Here is a 20,919-nt window from a genome sequence, read left to right on the forward strand (position 1 = left end):
GTTGGTCTTCAGTCGTGCGTCCGGGGCAGCGCGCATGCCGCCGTGCCCGCAGGCATGCGGTGCCGGTGGGTGGCCACCTGGCGATAGACGAGTCGAGCGGCCTGCCTGACGACGGGCGCGCGCAAGAGCAGTCCGGTGGCCCGGTAGCGGAAACGGGGTGAGGACGCGAGGTAGGCACCGAGTGCCTGCGCTCCGGAATCGGCCACGTGGGCCCCGCGAAAGACGAGGACTTCTCGGTCGAGGCGTTCCCGGTGCGGCCGGGTGATGTGGTCGGGCAGTGCTTGCCACGGCATGGCCCGCATACGTGGCCTGGCATGGCGTTGCAGTCGAGTGATGGTCGCCTGACAGAAACCGCAGTCACCGTCGAAGGCGAGGCTGGGCGCGTCGGGGCTGACGGCTGTCGAGAGGTCGATGCGCACGGGCTTGTCCTCCTGTGCAGGGTTCGTGGGGAGGGCCGGGCAGGCGCGGGCCTGCCCACGAAGGAACGGTCAGGCGCGTGCAAGCCAGAGTTCGAGCACAGCCTCCCGCTCCCGTGACCGGAGGACCTTGGTCGGCCGGGTCTGTTCCCACCACTCGGTCATGACGGCGGGCGTAGCGGTGCCCTGGGTGAAGTGGCTGATCAACCGGCGTGAGAGAGCGACCTCGCGCGGGGAGTAGGCGACGGCGGCGCTGGAGTAGACCGGCGTCCGGTAGGTGCCGTCGGACGCGATGACGGAGAGGGTCATCTCGGTCGGGCTACTCGGCACCCAGGCGTCCAGAGCTGCTGCGACGAAGCTCGCGGCGTGGGTCGCCCAGCGTTGCGGAGCGGAGCGGGTCGGGACCTCGGTGATCTCCAGGCCGACGAGGTCGGACCATGTCCACTCCCGTGGGTGCGGACCGGTGACGCGGGGCCCCGCTGCCGTGAGCACCACGTTGGGGGCCGGTGCCGTCGCCGGGGCTCCCACGTACACGCCGTCCGCCGAGACCCAGAACAGTCCCACCGTGGCGCCGTCCTCGGCGGGGTGGAGGGGCGGGGTTTCTTCCATGTCCTGTCGGTCTCCTTGGTCGACCCGGTGAAACTGGGAGCTTGCCCGGCGACGGGCGTCGATGCGCCGTTTCCGGCCAAAGGCGCCGGGAGGGCGCTGAGAGTTATACGGATTCCTCGGTGAGCGCTCCTTCGCGGGCATGCTCGGTGCGCTGCTGCGTCTTGCGGGCCCACCGGCTCAGCCGTACGGCCAGATCGTGCGCCATGGAGACGGCCTTACCGAGTTCCTTGTCGAGGAAGACGAGGTCGCAGGCGATCATCGTCAAGGCGAAGCCGGTCAGGCCCATGCACACCGCGATGGCGAGGTGGAAGCTGATCGACATCGCGGCGGCCCAGGGGCGCAGCGCCGGTACCAGCACGCCCATGGGGAAGTAGACGAGGAAGAGGACGGTGATGTACGTCCCGGCCACGACCAGGAAGTCGTTGCCGTAGATCAGGTGCGAGACGCCGGGGAGCGAGAACTCCGGAACCCGGAGCACATAGAACAGGGCGGTCCCGTCCTGCCACATTGGCCCCTGCACCTTGTACAGGCCACTGACGACGTACACCAGGCACATCTGGGCGGCAATGGCCACGACGCCAAGATTGTGCAGCGGTGTGCTCAGCGAGCGCAGGTGCGCCGGCAAGCGCCGGGCGAGTCTGTCCGCGAGGCCGGAAGTCAGGGAGAACCGGTCGTAGCAGCGTGTGGCGAGGAGCATGGGAATGACCAGGTAGGCCAGATTGTCGCCACCGTCCAGCAGCACCGGCTGGCGCTCGTAGAGGGACCACAGGAACACCCAGTGGCAGGCGAGCACCCCCCTGCCGCCGACGCCCAGGGTCACCATCAGGGCAGTGATCAGGCCCAGATGGAAGACCAGTTGGAACCATGCCTCCGATGAGCTCCAGGCGTACAGGCTGAAGGAACCGTCATCGTGCAACTGTGCGACGAATTCCCGCCATGGAAGAATGGCGTCGGGCCCGAAGAGATAAGCGCGGTCGGCGTACTGGCTGACGTAGAACATCAGCCCGACGAACCCCAGCAGGGCACGGGTTCCGGACACGCCGACGACGCCGAGCGGCACCGAACTCCATCTGTCGACCGTGGAGATGAGCCTTTTCATCCGACCGCCTCGGTGTTCCGCCACTTGAGGTCCTCGAAGCTGGTCCTTCCTTTGGCGGAGGAATCCTTGCGCTGCGACCACGAGGGCAGTTCGTGCACGTACATGCGCACCTGCACGGCGGAAGGCGCCGCGCCGTCACAGACCTTCGGCAACTGGGACAGCGAATACCGCGCCAGGAAGATCTCCGCCTTGTTCCGGGATGCCTTCTCGTCGGGGAGGAGGGGAACCGGCCGTTTCTTCTTCTCCACCTCCTTGTCCCGCAACCGCTCCAGAACCGGATCCGGAGTGTCCATCTGGGTGATGGTTCCGCTGACGAGCCGGTTGATACGAGACGGAAAGAACCGGTCGCGTTGAACCCTGTCCACATAGGGTCGGGTTACGTCATAGAAGCCGGTGAGGCGGCCATTTCCGCACTTGGCCCGCGCGAGAATGCCGCGGTCGTCCGACAAGGGGTCCGGGGCGAAAAGCATCCAGTTCTGGGACAGATAGGGCTCCGTCACGGAATGAATCTCATTGTAGTAGCGCAGCTTGACCGGGTTCAGCGGCGCCTGGGTCAGGGCTGCGGTGGCGAGGTAGGCGCCCAGGAGGGCGGCCCCGGAAACCAGGACCGCCCTCCTGACCACGACACGCTCGGTCACTTGTCGAAGACCGTCTCGGCCGCCTTGGCACCGTTGACGCCCTTGGTGGCCTTCAGGTGGGTCCCGAAGAGGTCGTTGGCCACCTGGCCGAGCCCCTTCGCCACGTACGGGCAGGCCGCGCGGCCGTGCACCACGGCCTTGCCCAGCAGGCTGCCGAAGCCGGCGGGCATCCTCGCGACGCCCGGCTGGACGGCCGCCGGAGCGGCGTGCACCTGCGGCGCCGCGGCCTGCGCGGTCCCCTGCATGCTCAGCACGGCCGCGACACCAGCCGTGGCGATGCCCGCGACGGTGAACAGCTTCTTCATCTTCTCTCCTTATACCTGCCGAATTTGGGCAGGGTTATCCGAGGGATAGAAGAGGGATGGAATGCCGGCAGCGCGGAAGCGTGCTGCCCGAATTTCCCCCTGTTGGCAACGGAGGCACTGTCGGCGTGTGGTCAGCAGGCCGTGTCCCCGTTGGCTGGATACTTTCACACCCGGAGCCGATGTTTCTCGCCAGTAACAACCCGCACGACCGAAAATGATCAACGACATGGGCGATAGATGGCCAACATTGTCGAGAATTGAACTTTACTTCACTGTCAATTCCGGACAAATGGGGGCATGTCTGAGGTGGTTCCGAGCGGGGCAGGGGCGCACGCCACTCCGGCGTCCATCGGAGGGGGTTGGCTGAAAATGTACGCTCCCAGCCGGTCGGGATCGGAGAAACACCTGCCTCCGGCCACCGGCTAGCGTGGCCAGCACGGACGACGCAGCGTGTCTCCGGTAACCCCGTACCGGCCTCAGCCACGGCTCACTAGTGTGATGCGCCTGAAATCGCAGGCTTAAGTCTCTCGCTGATTTTCGGTGGCTGGCGGAGTGAGCTTGGTGAGGTAGTCGGCGAGGGATTTGAGGATCTCGTCGGCGGTCTTGGTCCAGGTGAAGGGCCGGGGGTTCTCGTTCCATGAGTCGATCCAGGCCCTGATGTCCTCCTCCAGCGCCTTCACCGAGGTGTGGACGCCTCGGCGGATGAGCTTGTCGGTGAGCAGGCCGAACCACCGCTCGACCTGGTTGATCCAGGAAGAGCCGGTCGGAGTGCAGTGGACATGGAAGCGGGGGTGCTTGCCGAGCCAGGTCTTGATCTCGGGGGTGTTGTGGGTGGCGTAGTTGTCACACACCAGGTGCACATCGAGCCCGGCAGGAACCGCCTTGTCTATCGTGACCAGAAACTTCTTGAACTCGACGGCCCGGTGGCGGCGGTGCAGTTCACCGATGACAGTGCCGTCGGCGATGTTGAAGGCGGCGAACAGGCTGGTGATGCCGTGTCGCAGGTAGTCGTGGGTGCGCCGTTCGGGCATGCCCGGCATCATCGGCAGCACCGGCTGCGAGCGGTCCAGCGCCTGAATCTGGCTCTTCTCGTCCACGCACAACACCACGGCTTTCTCCGGCGGGTTGTGGTACAGGCCGACGACGTCGACGACCTTCGCGACGAACTGCGGGTCGGTGGAGAGCTTGAAGGCGTCCTGCAGGTGCGGCTTGAGGTCGAACTTCTTCCAGATCCGCCCGATGGTGGACTTCGACAGCCCGGTGCGGGCGGCCATGGAGGCCCGCGACCAGTGGGTGTCCTGGCCCGGGGCGGATTCCAGCGTCGCGACGACCACGTCCTCGACCTGGTCGAGCAGGATGGACGGCGGCCGGCCGGGCCGCGGCTCGTCGACCAGACCGTCCAGCCGCCGCTTGACGAACCGGGCCCGCCAGCGGTTCACCGACTGCTCGCTCACCCCGAGCTCGGCCGCCACCTGCTTGTTCGTCCCGCCCTCCGCGCACCGCAGCACGATCCTCGCGCGCAGAGCCAAAAACTGCGCGGTCTTCGCGCGCCTCGCCCAACGCGTCAGCTGAGCCCGTTCGTCATCACTGAGCACCAGCTCCGACTTGCGTCGGCCCGGCCGCGGCTCATCCGCAAGCCCGGCCATCCGCCGGGCAGCAAACCGCGAGCGCCACTTCCTCACCGTGTCCGCGGTTACCTTGAACTCCGCCGCCACACGCGTATTCGGCTTCCCATCCGCACACGCCAAGACGATGCGTGCCCGCTCGGCGAGACGGGGCGCCACTGCCCCGCCCGCCCAGCGCAACAACTCGGCGCGCTCCTCATCGGACAGCACAACTTCGACGGCACGAGGACCCCGAGACATGAAAACAGGCTACAGACTTAAGCCTGCGATTTCAGGCGCATCACACTAGCTGACATCGGTGCGTTGACCAGCTCTCGGGGCTTCGGCCTGTGCGATGCGGCGGCCGTGTTCGGCAGCTCGTAGAAGTGACTGGGCTACCCGTCCGGCGTCGTCGGGGTGCAGGCAAGTCTCCTGGGTCCACAGCACTGCCAGTTGCACGGCGCCGTTCAGCGGGTTCGTTGCTACGTCTACCTCGACGCCGTTGCCGGTGGCGTCGGGACCTCCAGGTCCAGATCGCTGCTGTAGGCGCTCATCTGACTGAGCATGCAGGAAGCCCGGCTTCAGGGGCGAGGCCGCACCTTCGTCATCAGCTGAGACGTGACGCGGTGGATCGAGGTTTGAATTCCAGAGCACAGGGTGGGAGTTACCTGTACGACGACGATCCCAAGAGCCGCCGCCGTCGCCGCGCCGTCCCGCTGCCTGCCCTCTGTATCGCCCCCCTGCGCTGGCAGCGCATACGGTAGGCAGCTGCCCGCGCGAAGGCGGGGGAGAAGTGGCAGGAGTCCGCGTACGTCTTCACTACCCGGACCGGCCGCCTGGTCGAGCCGCGCAGCTCTCTCGCTCCTTCACCCGCGTCGCCCAGTCCGCCGGCCTCCGCGTCATCCGACTGCACGACGCCCGCCACGGCACGGCCACGCTCCTCACGGCGGCAGGAGTCGCGCCCCGCGTCGTGATGGAGATCCTGGGCCACTCCCGGATCAGCATCACCATGGACGTCTACACCCACGTCGTCCAGGACACGCAACGCGAGGCCATGAGCCACATGTACCGGCTGTTGCGGAAGCGCCCTGGTCGTCAGTGACCGCGCTCGTTGATGTCAGCTGTAGATGTCAGAGGGGCCTCACCTACCAAAATCGGTAGGTGAGGCCCCTCTGAACTGGTGCCCCCGGCAGGATTCGAACCTGCGACACCCGCTTTAGGAGAGCGGTGCTCTATCCCCTGAGCTACGAAGGCATCTCTTGATCAAGCCCTGAGCGGCCCGGGGCCGGTTGCTGCGGTGGGGACACGGGCTCAGCCCGCGGCGCACGCCACAGCGCCCGCCAGGGCGCTCGATCCACAGGGTACCGGATCGGGGCTCGGGCGGGCGCTGGTGTCGGGGAGCAGGGTGGGAGAGGTGGTCAGGCCGTGTGGCTCAGCAGGGGCCCCTCATCGGCTTCCCTCCTTCATGACGAGAGCGGGCAACAGGTTCGGCTGGGCGGTGGCCGGCTCTCCCATGCGAACGGTGAGCTGTTGGAACAGGGCGAGTTGGTGTGGGGCCGGCCCTGAGGCCGTGCGGGCCGCAGCCACCGGGGTGCCGGACGCGGCCCCCTCCCGGTAGAGGACGGCCAGCGCGTCCCGGAGGGCGCGGTCCGCCTCCGTCCCTGCCGGGGCCGCGCCCCAGCGGGTGTGCGGGAACATCGGGGTCTACCAGGCGGACATCCCCCGATCGGCCGTCCTGGAACTCGGTCCGGGCGGCGACCCGGCCGCCGTCTGGCGGGAAGTCCTGGCAACCGCTTGGTCCGGGCAAGCCGCTATCTGATCGGTCTGGCGAGCGGGGCGCCTGACGCGGCCGTTCAGTACGCCAAGAGCCGGCGCCAGTTCGGCCGGCCGCTCGGCCGGATCCCGTCGATCGCCTTCCGCCTCGCCGCGAGCCGCGCGCGGGTGCACGCGACACGCCTGCTCGTGCGGGACACCGCGGCGCGCGCCGGACAAGGGCGAGCCCATCGGGACGGCGGCACCGGGGCTCTCGCCCTCGCGGCGGAGGTGAGCCGCACCGTGACCGGCGAAGCGGTCCACGTACACGGCGCCTTCGGGATGACGCTGCAGGTGGGCATGGAGAGCATCTGGCTGGGGGCGGTGCCGGAGCCGCGGCGGTTCAGCACGAGGGGACGTGGGTGAAGCGGGAGGCCGTGTGGAGATCTCTTTGAATGCGGTCGGCGGTGGTGCGCAGGGCTGGGAGGACTTCGCGGACGCAGGCGTCGGGGGTGCGTCGGGCCGCGTGGGTGGCTACGTTCAGCGCGGCGACCGCACGGCCGCTCCGGTCCCGTACCGGTACGGCGATGGACCGCAGGCCCGCTTCCAGTTCCTCGTCGACCAGGGCGTATCCCTGGGCGCGGACCTCGGCCAGGGGCGGTGGGAGGGGGGACGTGGTGTCCGCCAGGAGGACACGGCCGAGGGACGTCGCGGCGGCGGGCAGGCGGGCGCCGACCGTGATGCGCACGGTCAGTACCCGGCTCGTGCCCGCCCCGGCGGTGTACTGGATCTCCGTCCCGTCGGCTGTGAGGACCGCCAGGGCCGTCGGCTCGTGCAAGCGGTCCGTGAGGGCGCGGAGGTGCGGCTCGGCCAGGCGCGGGAGTGTGGTCCGGGACAGGGGTGGGAAGCCGAGGTCCAGGACGCGCGGGGTGAGGGCGAAGGTGCGGTCGGGGAGCGCGCGGACCAGGCCGAGGTGTTCGTGGGTGAGCAGCGCGCGGCGGGCCGTGGCCCGGGCCAGGCCGGTCGCCCGTGCCACCTCGGTCAGGGACAGCGCCGAGCGGCCCTCGCCGAAAGCGGCCGGCACGGTCAGGCCGCGTGCCAGTGACTCCACGAAGTCCCGGCCCAGCTGGTGCTTGGACGCCGTCGTCCAGGTCGCCAGGCCCGAGGGCGGCGGGCCGGGCTCGGGCGGCGGTGCCGTGCGCAGGTCGGACTCCATCGCCGTCACCGCCGTACGAAGGCGTGGCAGCAGGCTCGTGCGCAGGCCGGCCGCGGAGTGCCGGCTCGTGTGACTGACCACGCTCGCCACGCAGGCCAGGCGGCCGGTGCCCGGGTCCCGTACCGGTACGGACACGGCGACCAGGCCCGGTTCGATCAGCTGGTCGTCCACCGCGAAGCCCTCCCGGCGCGCCCGCTCCACCCGTTCCGCGAAGGCGGAGTCGCTCAAGGCGGGGCTGCTCAAGGCGGGGTCGCTCAAGGTGGGGTCGCCGGTGGGTGTCTGCCGGGCGGGTACGGCGGGGAAGGTGGCGTCCGTCGGGTCCGCCGCGCGGCGGGCGCGCCAGCGTGTCCAGTCCGGCCCCGTCCACTCGGTCGCGAACAGCGGCCCCGGCGCGGTGCGTTCGGCCGGGAGCAGGTCGCCGATGCGGAAGCTCACGGACATCGCGCGGCGGCGGGTGGCCTGGTGGATGAAACGGATGCCGTCGAGGTCGGCGACCGCGAGCGACACCGACTCGTCCAACTCGTCGGCGAGGGCGTCGGCGCGGGCGTCGAGCAGCGCGGGCAGTCGCAGGGCGGCGAGGTAGGCGTTGCCCAGCTCCATGACGCCGGGGGTGAGGACGACGTCCCGGCCGTCGAGGCGGACGTAGCCCATGCGGGAGAGGGTCGCGGTGATCCGGTCGACCGTGGAGCGGGCGAGTCCGGTGACCCGTTCCAGCGCGCTCGGGCTCAGCGTGCCGCCCGCCTCGGTCAGCCGCCGCAGTACACCGACCCCGCGCAGCAACGGCCCGACCGCTTCCCCCGCCTCGACACGGGCGTCGGCATCCAGCGCGGTCGCACTCTTCGCGGGCATCGGCTCTCCGGTACGGCATTCGGGCAGGCCTACGTTAATCCCCACCCACCGGCTACGGGCTCCCCCAACTCCGTCCACCACCCTGCCAAGCTACGAGCCCCCGCCTGCCCGCGGTTCCCCGGCTCCGTCAGCCGTCAGCCGTCAGCCGTCGGTCGCCTGCCGCTTCCCGGCTCCGTCAGCCGCCGTCCGGCTGACTCCGTCCGTCTGCCGCCGGCCCCGCCGGCCCTTCCGGCTCCGTCGCTCCCCGCCCGCCGACTCCGTCTGCCACCCGCCAGCCACTTACACTCTCCGCCTGCCGCCTGCCGCCTGCCGCCTGCCGCCTGCCGCCTGCCGCCTGCCGCCTGCCGCCTGCCGCCTACCGTCGGTCGCCTGCCGTCGCTCCCCGCGTGGCTCACTCCGCCCGTCGCCGCCAGCCCGCGTGCCGTTTGAAGGCTCCGCCCGGCGCCTGTCGCCCTCCAGGCTCAGCCGCCCCGTCCGCTGTCCGCCGCCCGCCCGTGGTCTGTAGCCCGCCCGCCGCCCACGGCCCTCCCCCCAGTTCAGTCGCCCCTTTCTCCACTGACCGCCACCCGTTGCCGACAAGCCTCCGTCCGGTGCGCGCTGCCCATCGCCCGCAAGTACCGACCCCCACCCCGCCCCGCGCACGCCATCCGCAAGCTCCGCCCTCGCCCCTCCCCCCTATCGCCGTGTCACCCGCACCCGATAGCTGCCGCCCTCGTCCTTCCCGATCACCTCCACGGTGATCCCATGGCGGGGGTCCTTGAAGGATTCGCCGGGGGAGAAGGGGGCGTCGGAAAGTTCCGAGTGGACGTTGGGGCTGCGGGTGCAGCCGCCGCTGCCCCGGTGGCTGTCGTAGACCGTGACCGGACCGCGTCCGGTGTCGATCGTGCCGTCCACCTTGTAGATCAGCACGCCAGGCCGGCACACCTCCTCGTCGTTGCCGCCCTGCTCCCGCACCTCCACCGCGTACGAACTCTGCGCGTTGACGGGGACGAGGACCAGCTTGCCGCCGCCCGGCTTGTACAGCGGCGTCAGCGCGTACTCGACACTGCCGCGTGTCGCCGCGCAGCCCACCTGGGAGGCGTCCAGCCAGCCCAGTTTCCACTTGTGCCAGGCCAGCAGATCGTTGTTGGCCCCCCAGTCCTCGCTCATGATGTCCCAGTGCCCGACCGCGCCCCCGCCCTCCTGCGTGTACAGGTCGGGCAGGCCGAAGGTGTGGCTGTTCTCGTGCGGCAGCACCCGGTAGCCGGTGTGGTCGTAGGAGCCGGAGCCGTCGTCCTGCCGGGAGTAGATGAAGGAGGCGTTCGAGACGGGGACGCCGTCGGCGACCGGGGCGTCGCCGTTGCCCGCGAAGGTCACGGACAGGACCGTGTCCAGGGCGGAGGGGCCGGCGTTCGGTGTGACCAGGACGTTGAGGATGTCGTACGCGCGGAAGTCCACCATAGGGTCGGCCGCGGCCACGATGTCCTGCACCAGCTTCCGGTAGCCGGGCTCGAAGGGCGCGCCGCGCTCTATGCCGTAGCCCTTGAAGGGTTTGGGCAGCCGCAGCCAGGTGGTGATCGGCGTCTCCGGACGGTAGTCCAGGCGGCCGTACGACGCGGTGCGGAACCACTCCTGGGTCTGCGGGAAGAACTCGTGGAAGCGGTCCATGGCGCTGCCCTGCCCCGGCGCGTCGGAGAAGTCGACCATCAGGGTCAGGGCGTGGAGCGTGCCCGTGGAGTGGGCGTAACCGTGCGGGGTGGGCAGGCCCTCGGTCATCTGTACGTCGAGACCGCCGTGGACGGTACAGGGGCCGAGGGCGGAGGAGCGGGCCACGCCGATGGGCCCGGCGGTGGTGGGCGCCGGCAGGTGTCCGGTCCCGGCCGAGGTACTGATCGCGAGGGTCAGCACGGTCACCACGGCGAGAGTGGCCATCCGGCGCGGGCGTATACGACGGCGGCGCCGGGCGCGCGAGCGGCTTTCGCGGGGATGACCTTCACTCGAGCGGCCTTCACGCGGGCGGCCCGCACGGGGGTGGCCCTCGGCGGATCGCCCTTCGCGACGGCGGGGCGCGCGTCGGCGACCTTCGTGCCGCCGGCCTTCGCCGGACCGGTCCTCCCGGGGGCCGCCTCCACGAGACCGGTCCTCGCGTGAGCCGTCTTCGGCGGATCGGCCTTCACGCGGGTGGCCTTCGCCGACTTGGCCCTTGCGGGAGCCGCCGTCGCGAGACCGGTCCTCGTGCGAGCGACCTTCGGGCCGCCGGCCTTCGCCGGACCGGTCCTCCCGGGGGCCGCCTCCACGAGACCGGTCCTCGCGTGAGCCGTCTTCGGCGGATCGGCCTTCACGCGGGTGGCCTTCGCCGACTTGGCCGTTGCGGGAGCCGCCTTCGCCAGACCGGCCGTCGCCAGACCGGTACTCGCGTGAGCCCCCTTCGCCAGACCCGCCTTCGCCAACCCCGCCCCCGCCAGACCGCCGCTCGCGCCCTCGCCCCTCGCGGCCCGGGCGCGGTGCTCTGAAAGGGCCTTGCGAGGGTTCTCCGCCACCTATGTCTCCCACCCGGAGGGGTATGTGGCCGGGCGGCTCAGACTGCGGCTGCATGCATGGGCCTCTCGCTCCACGGCAGCCGCCGGTCCCTGGCTGCACCCTTGCGCTCACCCTGTGTCGACGGGGTGATGGGCGCGCGCTGGAGGAGACCGATCGTGGGAATACGGAGCCGCACGGGAGTGAATCCCGGCGAGAGATGAGTGTGTCTCAGGTCACATGGATTCTTTCGGCGGGCGGGAAATATCCGGGGAACCTCTCCCCGTTTAGACCTGTGTCCGAGCGAAACGGGGACCGGCTCCCCGGATCGCCCTCACCGCTTCCGCACTCATCGCCTCACCACTTCCGAACCATCCCCGGTTTCCAGATCACTTCCCGAACGACTTCCCGAACCACTTCCCGAGGAGAGTCCACCGTGCCCACCGCGACCACCCCCGCAACGCGCAAGGCGCCCCGGCCCCGCGCCGACGCCCTGCGCAACCGGGAGCGGATCGTCACCGCCGCCCGGGAGATGTTCGTCGAGCACGGCCCGGACGTGCCGCTCGACGACATCGCCCGCCGGGCCGGCGTCGGCAACGCCACGGTGTACCGCAACTTCCCCGACCGCGAGGCCCTCTTCCGCGAGGTCGTCTGCTCCGTCATGGACCGTACGGCCGAGGCGGCCGAAGTGGCCCTCGCCGAGACCGGGGACGCCTTCGCCGCGCTGGAGCACTTCGTGCACGCCTCCGCCGACGAGCGGATCAGCGCGCTGTGCCCGATGATGTCCAGCAGTTTCGACCGGCACCATCCCGACCTGGAAGCCTCCCGCGAGCGCCTCGAGCAGCTCATCGAGGAGGTCATGGGCCGGGCAAGGGCCGCCGGGCAGCTGCGGCCCGACGTCGGCGTCGGCGACCTGATGATCGTCGTGGCCCAGCTGAGCCGGCCCCCGGCCGGTACGGACTGTCTCCGTGGCGACCGTTTCGTCCACCGTCATCTTCAGCTGTTCCTCGACGGCCTGCGGGCGCCCGCCCGCTCCACCCTGCCGGGGACGGCCGTGACCATCGAGGAGCTGCGCGAGCCCTGACCGATGAGTTCCGCCCCGATCAATGAGTTCCGCCCCGATCAATGAGTTCCGCCCCGATCAATGAGTTCCGCCCCGATCAATGAGTTCCGCCCCGATCAATGAGTTCCGCCCCGATCAATGAGTTCCGCCCCGATCAATGAGTTCCGCCCCGATCAATGAGTTCCGCCTGCGATCGATGAGTTCGGCCTCCCACGGATGAGTCTGGCCTCCGATCGATGAGTTCGGCCTCCCACCGATGAGTTCGACTTCCCACCGATGAGTCCGGCCCCGACCGATGAGTTCGGCCTCCGGCCCCGGTCCACCCACACAGCAGCTTCTCCGGCCGCCGTGAACCCCCTCCATCACCTCAGCTCCGTTTTCTGATCATTTTTCCGTCACGAAGTCCCGAAGTGGGTACCACCATGTCCGAAACAGCCCTCAAGGCTCCCGGCGCCGCCGCACCGGCCGGCGACGCCAACCGCTGGAAGGCGCTCGTCTTCATCGCGCTCGCCCAGCTGATGGTCGTCCTCGACGCCACCATCGTGAACATCGCCCTGCCCCACGCCCAGACCGACCTCGGCATATCCGACGGCAACCGGCAGTGGGTCGTCACCGCCTACGCCCTCGCCTTCGGTGGTCTGCTGCTCTTCGGCGGCCGTATCGCCGACAAGTGGGGCCGCAAGCGCGCCTTCGTCACCGGCCTGACCGGCTTCGCCCTGGCCTCGGCGCTGGGCGGTGCCGCCACCAGCGGCCCGATGATGTTCGGTGCCCGCGCCCTCCAGGGTGTCTTCGGCGCCCTGCTCGCCCCGGCCGCGCTGTCGCTGCTCGCGGTGATGTTCACCGACGCCAGGGAGCGCGCCAAGGCGTTCGGCATCTACGGTGCCATCGCGGGCGGCGGCGGTGCCGTCGGCCTGATCCTCGGTGGTTTCCTCACCCAGTACCTGAACTGGCGCTGGACCTTCTTCGTGAACATCCCGTTCGCCGTCGTCGCCGCGGCCGGCGCCTACTTCGTCATCCGTGAGCCCGAGGGCGGCCGCAACCGCTCCCCGCTCGACATCCCCGGCGTGATCCTGTCCTCCTCCGGCCTGATCGCCCTGGTCTACGGGTTCACCCGTGCCGAGTCCGACGGCTGGGGCGACTCCCTGACCGTCTCGATGTTCATCGCGTCGGCGGTGCTGCTGCTCGCCTTCGTGGTCGTCGAGTCCCGGGTCAAGGCTCCGCTGCTGCCGCTGCGCGTGGTGACCGACCGCAACCGCGGCGGTATCTACCTCTCTCTCGGCCTCGCGATCATCGGCATGTTCGGCCTGTTCCTCTTCCTGACCTACTACCTCCAGGTCGTGAAGGGCTACTCACCGGTCAAGACCGGTTTCGCCTTCCTGCCGATGGTGGCCGGCATGATCACCGGCTCCACCCAGATCGGCACCCGCCTGATGACCCGGATCCCGGCCCGCTTCCTGATGGGTCCCGGCTTCCTGGTCGCAGCGCTCGGCATGCTGATCCTGACCCAGCTGAAGATCGACTCCTCGTACGGCACCCAGCTGCTGCCCGCGATGGTGCTGCTCGGCCTCGGCATGGGTACGGCGTTCATGCCGGCGATGTCGCTGGCCACCCAGGGCGTGCAGCCCCGGGACGCAGGTGTCGCCTCCGCGATGGTCAACACCTCGCAGCAGGTGGGCGGGGCGATCGGCACCGCCCTGCTGAACACCATCGCCACCTCGGCGAACACGTCGTACGTCAAGGGCCACATCGCCGGTGCCACCGCCAAGCCGCAGCAGGCGCTGGTCAAGCTCCAGGGCATGGTGCACGGCTACAGCACCGCGATCTGGTTCGCCGTCGGCATCCTCGGGCTCGCCTCCCTGATCGCCTTCACCTTCGTCAACGCCGGGCGCCCGGGTGGCACCGAGCTGATCGTCGGCGAGGGCGCGGCCGTCGAGGACGAGGTGCCGGTGCCGGTGGTGGCCCACTGAGCGGCCGTACGGTGATTTAGCGGAGCCAGGGCAGGTCCGCACCCGCTTCGTTGGGCTGGAGGCCCTCGGCGACGATCTCCATGATCTCGCCGAGGGCCTTCTGCTGCTGGGGGCTGAGCCGGTCGAACATCGCCTGCCGTACGGCGTCCACGTGGCCCGGCGCGGTACGCCGCAGTACCTCGGCGCCCTCGTCCGTGAGCACCGCGAACTGGCCGCGCTTGTCGGAGGGGCAGTCCTCGCGCCGCACCCAGCCGTTCTTCTCCAGGCGGGCGATCGCGTGCGACAGCCGGGAGCGGGTGATCTTCGCCTGCATCGCCAGCTCGGTCATCCGCAGCCGACGCCGCGGGGCCTCGGCGAGTCCGACGAGCAGGCCGTAGTAGATGTGCGGCATGCCCGCGTCGCGCTGCAGCTGCCGGTCGAGGTGGTCCTCCAGCAGGGTGGTGGCGTGCAGATAGGCGCGCCAGACGCGCTGTTCCTCGTCGGTGAGCCAGCGGGGCTGTGCGGCGGAGCCGGGTGCCGTGTTCATGGAGTCCACTGTACGAGTCGGCTCCTTGAAACTTGAACAACTTGGGCGTACGGTTGGGCGTAGAGCTTGAGAGTTAAAGCATCTGGATCGACCGCTGGAGCCGCCGCCATGTCCGCCACCGCCCAGGAGCGCATGCCCGCCCTGTACCTCAGCCACGGCGCCCCACCGCTCGCCGACGACCCCGTCTGGCCCGGTGAGCTCGCCGCCTGGTCCGCCGCCCTGCCCCGGCCCAAGGCGATCCTGATGGTCTCCGCCCACTGGGAGGAGGCCCCGCTCGCCCTGGGCGCGGTCGAGACCGTCCCGCTCGTCTACGACTTCTGGGGCTTCCCCGAGCACTACTACCGGGTGCGGTACGACGCCCCCGGCGCCCCGGAGCTGGCCGAATCCGTCCGCAAGCTGCTGCGCGCCCCCGGCACCCCCGTCCAGGACATCCCCGACCGCGGCCTCGACCACGGCGCCTACGTCCCCCTCGTCGAGATGTTCCCGGCCGCCGACATCCCGGTCCTGCAGATATCCATGCCCACCCTCGACCCGGTCCGTCTGATGGACATCGGCCGCAGGCTCGCCCCCTTGCGCGACGAGGGCGTGCTGATCGTCGGCTCCGGCTTCTTCACCCACAACCTGGCCGCCCTGCGCTACGCGGGCCACGGTGTGCCCGGTTGGTCCTCCGAGTTCGACGACTGGGGCCGGCGCGCCCTTCAGGACCGCGACTGGGACGCCCTGCTCGACTTCCTGAACAAGGCCCCGGCCGGCCGCTACGCCCATCCGCGCACCGAGCACTTCGCCCCGCTCTTCGTCACCATGGGCGCGGCGGAGGCCGGCGGCGAGCTGGATGCGCAGAGGTCGGTGATCGACGGGTTCTGGATGGGAATGGCGAAGCGGTCGGTGCAGTTCGGATGAGCGAGGGCCCTGTGGGTCACAGCTCCTTCTCGTACCAGGCCACGTCCCAGTAGCGGCCGAACTTGCGGCCGACCTCCCGGAAGGTCCCCGCGTGCCGGAAGCCGAAGCGGGCGTGCAGCCGTTCGGAGGCCTCGTTGGGCTGGGCGATGCCGGCGTAGGCGCGGTGCACGTCCTCCTCGGCCAGCGCCTTGAAGAGGGCGTCGTAGAGCCGCGTGCCGATGCCGCGCCGGCCGGGGGTACCCCCGCTGGGGGAGTCCGGGGCGAGGTAGACCGAAACCTCCACGGACGTCCCGTACGCGGGCTTCGGCCGGTAAGGGCTGGATGTGGCGTACCCCAGAATCTCCTGTGACTCCGCGTCCGTGGCAACCAACAGCCGGTGCGGGCCGTCTTCCGGGTGGGAGAGCAGCCAAGGGCGGCGCTCTTCCGGAGTGAAGATCGCGGTATCGAATGTGATGGCCGTCTCGCGTACGTAGTGGTTGTAGATCGCCGTGAGGGCGTGGAGGTCACCCTCGACTCCCGGCCTGACCTGCACCTCGGTACGTTCCGTCGGCATCTCGCCTCCCTGCGTGGCGGAACAGGGTACTGCATGATCAGAAAAATTGGGGGACGGGTTGGGAATTCTGTCCGGATTCCAGTCGTTGTTTCCCACGGATGCAGGGCACTCGTGGAGAGTCGCCAGAGACACTCCCCCGATGCCGAGCGTTCAGCAGGACCACCCGCCAGCCCACCATCGCAAGGGAGCACGCATGGCAACCCGTGCCGTCGCCCGTCGTCAGTCCGCCTCCGGCGAGACGGTCGACTCGGCAAGCAGTGTTCGCGCCCATGGCGGCGAGATCGCGGACCGCGACCTGGTCGGCATGTACCTCGACGAGATCGCGCGCACGCCACTGCTCGACGCCGCAAAGGAGGTCGAGCTGTCCCAGACCATCGAGGCGGGTGTCTTCGCGCAGCAGATCCTCGACGGTGAGGAGGAGTCGGCTGCGGATGCCTCCCGCGAGGAACTGGAGGCCCTGGTGGCCGCCGGTGAGCGGGCGAAGGACGTCTTCATCCGCTCCAACCTCCGCCTGGTCGTGGCGGTCGCCCGGCGCTACCCGCGCAGCGGTCTGCCCCTGCTCGACCTGATCCAGGAGGGCAACGCCGGCCTGGTGCGCGCGGTCGAGAAGTTCGACTACCGCAAGGGCTTCAAGTTCTCGACGTACGCCACCTGGTGGATCCGTCAGGCCATCACCCGCTCCATCGCCGACCAGTCCCGCACCATCCGGCTCCCCGTCCACCTGGTGGAGGAGCTGGGCCGAATCCGCCGTGTGCAGCGCGAGTTCAACCGTGAGAACGGCCGCGACCCGGAGCCCGCGGAGATCGCCAAGGAGCTGGGCGCGAGCCCGGAGCGCGTCATCGACGTCCTCGACTGGGCCCGTGACCCCGTCTCGCTGAACATGTCGGTGGACGACGAGGGCGAGACCCAGTTCGGCGACCTGCTGGAGGACACCTCGGCGGTCGGCCCCGAGCAGTCGGTCATGAGTCTGCTCCGCAGCGAGGAACTGGACGACCTGATCGGCCGCCTGGACCAGCGCACGGCCTCCATCATCAAGATGCGGTACGGCATCGAGGACGGCCGCGAGCGCACCCTGACCGAGGTCGGCAAGGAGCACGGCCTGACCCGCGAGCGCATCCGCCAGATCGAGAAGCACGCCCTGCTCGAACTGAAGAAGCTGGCCCGGCAGACGGGGTTCGACGCGGCGGCGTAGCGGGCCAGGGCGGCTGTTCCGGTGCCCGTTGGGGCAGGCAGTGCGCGGGCGCGTGCGGTGTCCGAGGGGGCGGGTACTGCGTGGGTGCGTGCGGTGGCGGCCGATGGGGCGGGTACTGCGCGGGCGCCTGCGGTGTCCGACGGGGCGGGCAGTGCGCCGGCGCGGTCGGTGCCCCCGCGATGTGCGGGGCGGCGGGCGTGCCGTGGTCCGCGGCCTGGGGTGGCTGTGGGCGTACGGTGCGCGGAGGCGCGTGGTGCCTGTGGGCGTACGGTGCCCAGGGGTTGCGCACTCCGGTGGCGAAAGACGGCGCAAACATGGCGTGGTCCCATCGCTTCAACACCCGGGCCCGCGGGAACAACCCTTGCGGGTCCAGGAGCAGCCAGGCCCCGGGAACCGCACTCCCCATGCACCGTACAGACCGGCCGACCCCACGCGCCGACCCGCACGACCCACGCCGCCCCACAACACAGCCACGTCCCGACGCACATCCCCCCCCGGCGCCGGGACCTTCCCAGCCGGGCTTCGGCGCCTATCCCCCCCGGGTGCCGAAGCCCGGCTTCCTCTGTGTCCGGGCGTGCGGATGGCCGTCCAGGGGAAAGTCCGGCGGCGCCGCTGGTACGCGGCCCACGAGTTCAAGCCTGTCGGGGAGCTCGACCGGGCCAACTGCACGACTTCTTGCGGCGGTTGAGGCGCCAGAACCTCACCGGCCAACCGCCCGGTGCCGCCCGGGTGTTGTCATCAGGCCACCGCCCGAATCCGCAGCGCGGTGACCGCCCAGTCGATCACGGGTGTCAGCGGCTCCGGCGCCGGCCAGCCGTTGATACGGGCCAGCAGGCGGAGGTAGGTGTCCCGGCGGGGTTCGCGCGCGGCTTCGAGGCGCCGCAGCAGCCACGCGTGCGGTGAGTCAGGGCCGCGGTGCCCGGAGGCGTGGGCACACCGGGCGACGAGGGTCGCCACGACGGGATCCGCCTCCGGCGCCTCGGGCCTGGTGCCGGACACCAGGGCGATGTTCACGACATCCCGGGCGACGGCGACGACTTCCGGAACGGGCGGTGCGCCGACGTCTCCCGCGGGCCCGGCCCGGTCCCCGGCATGTTCCCGGACCAGTCGTCGTACGGCGGCGCGGAACCCGTCGTCGAGCGACAGCTCGGCCAGTTCCACCCACGCCGCCACCTGCTCCTCGGTCGGGCGGTCGGGCAACTCCGGGGTGAGGGAACGCCGGAACCCGGCCTCGGACGGCTGGGGCGCGTCGAAGACGGCGTCGAGGAAACCGTCGATCAGGCGCTTGCGCTCCGCTGCGGACAGGGTCGCCAACCGGTGCATGAGTTCCATCTCCTCGAAGGTCGGCTCACGCCTGGCCGCCACGGCGGACAGCACCGCCCGGCGCAGGCGCAGCACACTGATCTGCACGTCCAGTGCGGCGGCCTGCTCGGCCGCGATCCGGCCGAGGGCGACCGGCCGGTCCACGATCCGCCGGATCACCTCCAGACCGAGGCCCAGCTCGCGCAGCGTCCGGACGAGCGTCAGCCGGGCGACGGCCTCGGGGCCGTAACGGCGGTAACCGGCCGGGGTACGGCTCTCCGGCATCACAAGACCCTGATCCGAGTAGAAACGGATCGTCTTGACCGACATTCCGGTGCGCCGGGCCAGTTCACCGATCGAGTACGAGGCGCCGCTGTGCATGACCCCACCTTCCGGTCTCCCCTTACGGGAGACTCAAGTCTCCACGGGCGACGGGGAGACGGGGAGACGGGCAGACGGTGGGGCGGTGGGCGGCGGCGCACCCGGATGGAAGGGCGGCCCACCCCGTACCTGAACCCCGGGGTGGACCGCCGGATGGCAGATTCTGCCACACGGACATAACCTGCCGGGATGAGCACCACCCCCGGCACTGCCCCCAGCACCACCTCCAGCACCACCTCCAGCCCCGCCCACCAGCAGTTTTCCGCCCCCGCGCCGGCCTCGCTGACCGAGCGCCGCAAGGCCGAGACCCGGACGGAGATCGCCCGCGCGGCGGCGGCCCTGTTCGTCCGACAGGGCCTCAGGGCGACCCGCGCCGAGGACATCGCGCAGGCCGCGGGCATCGCGCCGCGCACGTTCTACCGTTACTTCGCCACCAAGGAGGAAGCGGTCGCCCCCCTCTACGCGACGGGAGCCCAGCGCTGGGCGGAAGCGGTCCGCTCGGCCCCGGCCCACCTCACCGTCCCGCAGGCCCTGGAACACGCCGTCCATCACACCCTCACCCCCGGCCTCGGCGTCTCGACGGCATCCTGGGAATGGGTCCGCACCCTGATCCGCCTGGCCGGCACCAGCCCCGCCCTGCGCAAGGTCTGGGCAGAGGTCTGCCAGCAGTCCGACCAGAACCTGGCCGAGATCCTGACGACCCGCCTTTCGTCAACTACGGCCGTGAACGGCGGAGTCGGAGGTGACGGAATCAGGGAAGCCGAGGCAGGCGAAGCGGCCGACGAGCGCGCCGGCCGCACCGACGTTGCCGTCCGCCCCGCGCCCCCCGCACCGGACACCCCGGACCTCCGCTTCGCCGCGGCCGTGGCCGGCGCCGCCGTCCGCGTGGCCGTGGAGTCCTGGGCCGCCACGACCTCCCCGCCCACCGGCCCGCAAGGCCCCGCGGCCCTGGCGCTGCGCAACCTCGGTTCCTTGCGGGGCTTCGGGTGGGGCGACGGACAGGGCTGAACGTCGTGGCCGCGGCGGACGCGGCCGGACCATCACCGCGCCACCCGCTCCCCAAGCTCACCCGCCCCGGCCCGGCTCAGCAGCCCACCCAACTCCCGTACGGCCGCCACCAGTTCCGTGGGCTCGCGCACCGCGAACTCGTACCCCGCCATCGCCAGCCGCATCGCCAGCCACTCCACGGGATCGCCGGAGGTGCCGCGCAGCACGCAGCCGCCCTCGCCGTCGTCCTGCGGCACCCCGAGCCACGCCGGCACCTTCGCGGAGACCTGCCCCGCCGGAGCGGCGAACCGCACCGCGAACTCGTATGTCTCCTGCCCTCCCTGGATCGACTGCCGTAGATATTCGGCGGCGCTCCCCGTCGGCAACTCCCGTGGCGCGAACCGGACTCCGGTGGCGAACGGCTCGCTCACCCGGTCCACCCGGAAGGTCCGCCAGCCGGCGCGGTCGAGGTCGTAGGCGACGAGGTACCACCGCCGCCCGGTCGACACCAGCCGGTGCGGCTCCGTCAGCCGCCTGGACTCGCCGCCTTCCCTGTCGCGGTAGGCGAACCGCAGCCGCTCGTGTCCCGCCACCGTCGAGGCCATGACGGTCAGCGTCTCCGGCGCGATGCTCGCCCCGTCCCCGCTGGTCAGCAGGGTGGTCGCTGTCTGGAGCGTGGACACCCTGTGGCGCAGCCGGGCGGGCAGCACCTGCTCCAGCTTGGCCAGGGCCCGTACGGACGCCTCGTCCACGCCCTCCACCGCATGGCCGGCACCGGCGCGCAGCCCCACCGCGATCGCCACCGCCTCCTCGTCGTCCAGCACCAGCGGCGGCATCGCCTTGCCCGCGACCAGCCGGTACCCGCCGTCCGCACCCTTCGTGGCCTGCACCGGATAGCCCAGCTCCCGCAGCCGGTCGATGTCCCGCCGCACGGTGCGCCGCGACACCCCGAGCCGCTCGGCGAGCTCCCCACCGGGCCATTCGCGGGGCGTCTGCAGGAGTGAGAGCAGTTGCAGGAGCCGCGCGGGTGTGTCGGTAGTCATGCATACGAGAATGCCGGACGA

At 70.5% G+C, this 20,919-nt stretch carries 20 protein-coding genes, 1 tRNA gene and 1 pseudogene; 7 read left to right on the plus strand and 15 right to left on the minus strand.

The genetic code is table 11. From position 1 onward, the window contains the following. Nucleotides 1-8: 8 nt before the first annotated feature. The 6 genes from BFF78_RS24240 to BFF78_RS24265 all read right to left on the minus strand — a co-directional run bounded on the left by BFF78_RS24240 (nt 9) and on the right by BFF78_RS24265 (nt 4,932). Nucleotides 9-419, minus strand: coding sequence for a thiol-disulfide oxidoreductase DCC family protein (locus BFF78_RS24240; RefSeq protein WP_227025920.1), 411 nt, complete (start codon nt 417-419; stop codon nt 9-11). Nucleotides 420-488: 69 nt separating this feature from the next. Beyond that, nucleotides 489-1,025: a hypothetical protein gene (locus BFF78_RS24245; RefSeq protein WP_069780324.1), complete on the minus strand. Its 537-nt coding sequence runs from the start codon at nt 1,023-1,025 to the stop codon at nt 489-491. A gap of 103 nt (nt 1,026-1,128) precedes the next feature. Then, entirely contained in the window at nt 1,129-2,124 is a 996-nt protein-coding gene (locus BFF78_RS24250) for an HTTM domain-containing protein (RefSeq protein ID WP_079161452.1), read from the minus strand. Next, nucleotides 2,121-2,762, minus strand: a complete 642-nt coding sequence (locus BFF78_RS24255) for a DUF5819 family protein (RefSeq protein WP_069780325.1) — start codon at nt 2,760-2,762, stop codon at nt 2,121-2,123. Before BFF78_RS24255 ends, BFF78_RS24250 begins: the two co-directional genes overlap by 4 nt. Then, entirely contained in the window at nt 2,759-3,067 is a 309-nt protein-coding gene (locus tag BFF78_RS24260) for a hypothetical protein (protein WP_069780326.1), read from the minus strand. Before BFF78_RS24260 ends, BFF78_RS24255 begins: the two co-directional genes overlap by 4 nt. Before the next feature lie 518 nt (nt 3,068-3,585). Beyond that, nucleotides 3,586-4,932 (minus strand): IS630 family transposase, encoded by a 1,347-nt coding sequence (locus tag BFF78_RS24265; RefSeq protein WP_079161095.1) that lies wholly within the window; start codon nt 4,930-4,932, stop codon nt 3,586-3,588. A 407-nt stretch (nt 4,933-5,339) separates the two neighbouring features. Here BFF78_RS24265 and BFF78_RS24270 point away from each other — a divergent pair. Continuing rightward, nucleotides 5,340-5,773 (plus strand): annotated as a pseudogene (locus BFF78_RS24270) (tyrosine-type recombinase/integrase); the annotation flags it as partial. A 76-nt stretch (nt 5,774-5,849) separates the two neighbouring features. Here the strand turns inward: BFF78_RS24270 and BFF78_RS24275 are convergent. Both BFF78_RS24275 and BFF78_RS46350 read right to left on the minus strand, forming a co-directional pair. Beyond that, nucleotides 5,850-5,925, minus strand: a tRNA-Arg gene (locus BFF78_RS24275). Between the two features lie 192 nt (nt 5,926-6,117). Beyond that, nucleotides 6,118-6,369, minus strand: coding sequence for a hypothetical protein (locus BFF78_RS46350; protein ID WP_069780327.1), 252 nt, complete (start codon nt 6,367-6,369; stop codon nt 6,118-6,120). 96 nt (nt 6,370-6,465) lie between these two features. Between BFF78_RS46350 and BFF78_RS24285 the strand changes: the two genes are divergently transcribed. Further along, entirely contained in the window at nt 6,466-6,849 is a 384-nt protein-coding gene (locus tag BFF78_RS24285) for an acyl-CoA dehydrogenase family protein (RefSeq protein WP_069780328.1), read from the plus strand. Here the strand turns inward: BFF78_RS24285 and BFF78_RS24290 are convergent. From BFF78_RS24290 to BFF78_RS24300, 3 genes are all read right to left on the minus strand, one after another. After that, nucleotides 6,827-8,488 carry an IclR family transcriptional regulator domain-containing protein gene (locus tag BFF78_RS24290; RefSeq protein WP_069780329.1) on the minus strand — a complete coding sequence of 554 codons (1,662 nt, stop codon included), beginning with the start codon at nt 8,486-8,488 and terminating at the stop codon, nt 6,827-6,829. The two genes, BFF78_RS24285 and BFF78_RS24290, sit on opposite strands and share 23 nt — an antisense overlap. Nucleotides 8,489-9,163: 675 nt before the next feature. Then, the gene (locus tag BFF78_RS24295; RefSeq protein ID WP_069780330.1) at nt 9,164-10,399 is read right to left on the minus strand and encodes a M6 family metalloprotease domain-containing protein; all 1,236 of its coding nucleotides are present in this window, start codon (nt 10,397-10,399) and stop codon (nt 9,164-9,166) included. Next, entirely contained in the window at nt 10,378-11,007 is a 630-nt protein-coding gene (locus BFF78_RS24300; protein WP_159033052.1) for a hypothetical protein, read from the minus strand. Before BFF78_RS24300 ends, BFF78_RS24295 begins: the two co-directional genes overlap by 22 nt. Nucleotides 11,008-11,420: 413 nt before the next feature. Between BFF78_RS24300 and BFF78_RS24305 the strand changes: the two genes are divergently transcribed. Continuing rightward, nucleotides 11,421-12,068, plus strand: coding sequence for a TetR/AcrR family transcriptional regulator (locus tag BFF78_RS24305; RefSeq protein WP_069780332.1), 648 nt, complete (start codon nt 11,421-11,423; stop codon nt 12,066-12,068). Between the two features lie 401 nt (nt 12,069-12,469). Continuing rightward, complete coding sequence (locus BFF78_RS24310; protein WP_069783779.1) at nt 12,470-14,014, plus strand: MFS transporter; 1,545 nt, start codon at nt 12,470-12,472, stop codon at nt 14,012-14,014. Nucleotides 14,015-14,030: 16 nt separating this feature from the next. Here the strand turns inward: BFF78_RS24310 and BFF78_RS24315 are convergent, their stop codons facing one another. After that, nucleotides 14,031-14,540 carry a MarR family winged helix-turn-helix transcriptional regulator gene (locus tag BFF78_RS24315; protein WP_069783780.1) on the minus strand — a complete coding sequence of 170 codons (510 nt, stop codon included), beginning with the start codon at nt 14,538-14,540 and terminating at the stop codon, nt 14,031-14,033. 108 nt (nt 14,541-14,648) lie between these two features. Here BFF78_RS24315 and BFF78_RS24320 point away from each other — a divergent pair, with 108 nt between their 5' ends. After that, entirely contained in the window at nt 14,649-15,440 is a 792-nt protein-coding gene (locus tag BFF78_RS24320) for a dioxygenase family protein (protein ID WP_069780333.1), read from the plus strand. Between the two features lie 16 nt (nt 15,441-15,456). Here the strand turns inward: BFF78_RS24320 and BFF78_RS24325 are convergent, their stop codons facing one another. Continuing rightward, nucleotides 15,457-15,993 carry a GNAT family N-acetyltransferase gene (locus tag BFF78_RS24325; protein ID WP_069780334.1) on the minus strand — a complete coding sequence of 179 codons (537 nt, stop codon included), beginning with the start codon at nt 15,991-15,993 and terminating at the stop codon, nt 15,457-15,459. A gap of 193 nt (nt 15,994-16,186) precedes the next feature. Between BFF78_RS24325 and BFF78_RS24330 the strand changes: the two genes are divergently transcribed. Continuing rightward, entirely contained in the window at nt 16,187-17,185 is a 999-nt protein-coding gene (locus BFF78_RS24330) for a sigma-70 family RNA polymerase sigma factor (RefSeq protein WP_069780335.1), read from the plus strand. 738 nt (nt 17,186-17,923) lie between these two features. On the opposite strand, the gene BFF78_RS24335 is transcribed toward BFF78_RS24330, so the two are convergent. Continuing rightward, a complete protein-coding gene (locus tag BFF78_RS24335; protein ID WP_069780336.1) occupies nt 17,924-18,868 on the minus strand; it encodes a MerR family transcriptional regulator in 945 nt (314 codons plus the stop codon). Between the two features lie 189 nt (nt 18,869-19,057). Between BFF78_RS24335 and BFF78_RS24340 the strand changes: the two genes are divergently transcribed. Beyond that, on the plus strand, nt 19,058-19,876 hold the full coding sequence (locus BFF78_RS24340) for a TetR/AcrR family transcriptional regulator (protein ID WP_079161455.1): 819 nt from the start codon (nt 19,058-19,060) through the stop codon (nt 19,874-19,876). A 32-nt stretch (nt 19,877-19,908) separates the two neighbouring features. Here the strand turns inward: BFF78_RS24340 and BFF78_RS24345 are convergent, their stop codons facing one another. Further along, nucleotides 19,909-20,898, minus strand: a complete 990-nt coding sequence (locus tag BFF78_RS24345) for a helix-turn-helix transcriptional regulator (RefSeq protein WP_193433528.1) — start codon at nt 20,896-20,898, stop codon at nt 19,909-19,911. Between the last annotated feature and the right edge of the window lie 21 nt (nt 20,899-20,919).

Origin of the sequence: Streptomyces fodineus (assembly GCF_001735805.1) — a bacterium.
Taxonomy (GTDB): domain Bacteria; phylum Actinomycetota; class Actinomycetes; order Streptomycetales; family Streptomycetaceae; genus Streptomyces; species Streptomyces fodineus.

Bases quoted from the DNA above. Each gene is read 5' to 3' on its own strand.
- BFF78_RS24250 (WP_079161452.1), bottom strand. From the start codon at position 2,124: ATGAAAAGGCTCATCTCCACGGTCGACAGATGGAGTTCGGTGCCGCTC.
- BFF78_RS24295 (WP_069780330.1), bottom strand. From the start codon at position 10,399: ATGGCCACTCTCGCCGTGGTGACCGTGCTGACCCTCGCGATCAGTACC.
- BFF78_RS24265 (WP_079161095.1), bottom strand. From the start codon at position 4,932: ATGTCTCGGGGTCCTCGTGCCGTCGAAGTTGTGCTGTCCGATGAGGAG.
- BFF78_RS24345 (WP_193433528.1), bottom strand. From the start codon at position 20,898: ATGACTACCGACACACCCGCGCGGCTCCTGCAACTGCTCTCACTCCTG.
- BFF78_RS24310 (WP_069783779.1), top strand. From the start codon at position 12,470: ATGTCCGAAACAGCCCTCAAGGCTCCCGGCGCCGCCGCACCGGCCGGC.
- BFF78_RS24245 (WP_069780324.1), bottom strand. From the start codon at position 1,025: ATGGAAGAAACCCCGCCCCTCCACCCCGCCGAGGACGGCGCCACGGTG.
- BFF78_RS46350 (WP_069780327.1), bottom strand. From the start codon at position 6,369: ATGTTCCCGCACACCCGCTGGGGCGCGGCCCCGGCAGGGACGGAGGCG.
- BFF78_RS24320 (WP_069780333.1), top strand. From the start codon at position 14,649: ATGTCCGCCACCGCCCAGGAGCGCATGCCCGCCCTGTACCTCAGCCAC.
- BFF78_RS24315 (WP_069783780.1), bottom strand. From the start codon at position 14,540: ATGAACACGGCACCCGGCTCCGCCGCACAGCCCCGCTGGCTCACCGAC.
- BFF78_RS24340 (WP_079161455.1), top strand. From the start codon at position 19,058: ATGAGCACCACCCCCGGCACTGCCCCCAGCACCACCTCCAGCACCACC.
- BFF78_RS24330 (WP_069780335.1), top strand. From the start codon at position 16,187: ATGGCAACCCGTGCCGTCGCCCGTCGTCAGTCCGCCTCCGGCGAGACG.
- BFF78_RS24260 (WP_069780326.1), bottom strand. From the start codon at position 3,067: ATGAAGAAGCTGTTCACCGTCGCGGGCATCGCCACGGCTGGTGTCGCG.
- BFF78_RS24325 (WP_069780334.1), bottom strand. From the start codon at position 15,993: ATGCCGACGGAACGTACCGAGGTGCAGGTCAGGCCGGGAGTCGAGGGT.
- BFF78_RS24335 (WP_069780336.1), bottom strand. From the start codon at position 18,868: ATGCACAGCGGCGCCTCGTACTCGATCGGTGAACTGGCCCGGCGCACC.
- BFF78_RS24290 (WP_069780329.1), bottom strand. From the start codon at position 8,488: ATGCCCGCGAAGAGTGCGACCGCGCTGGATGCCGACGCCCGTGTCGAG.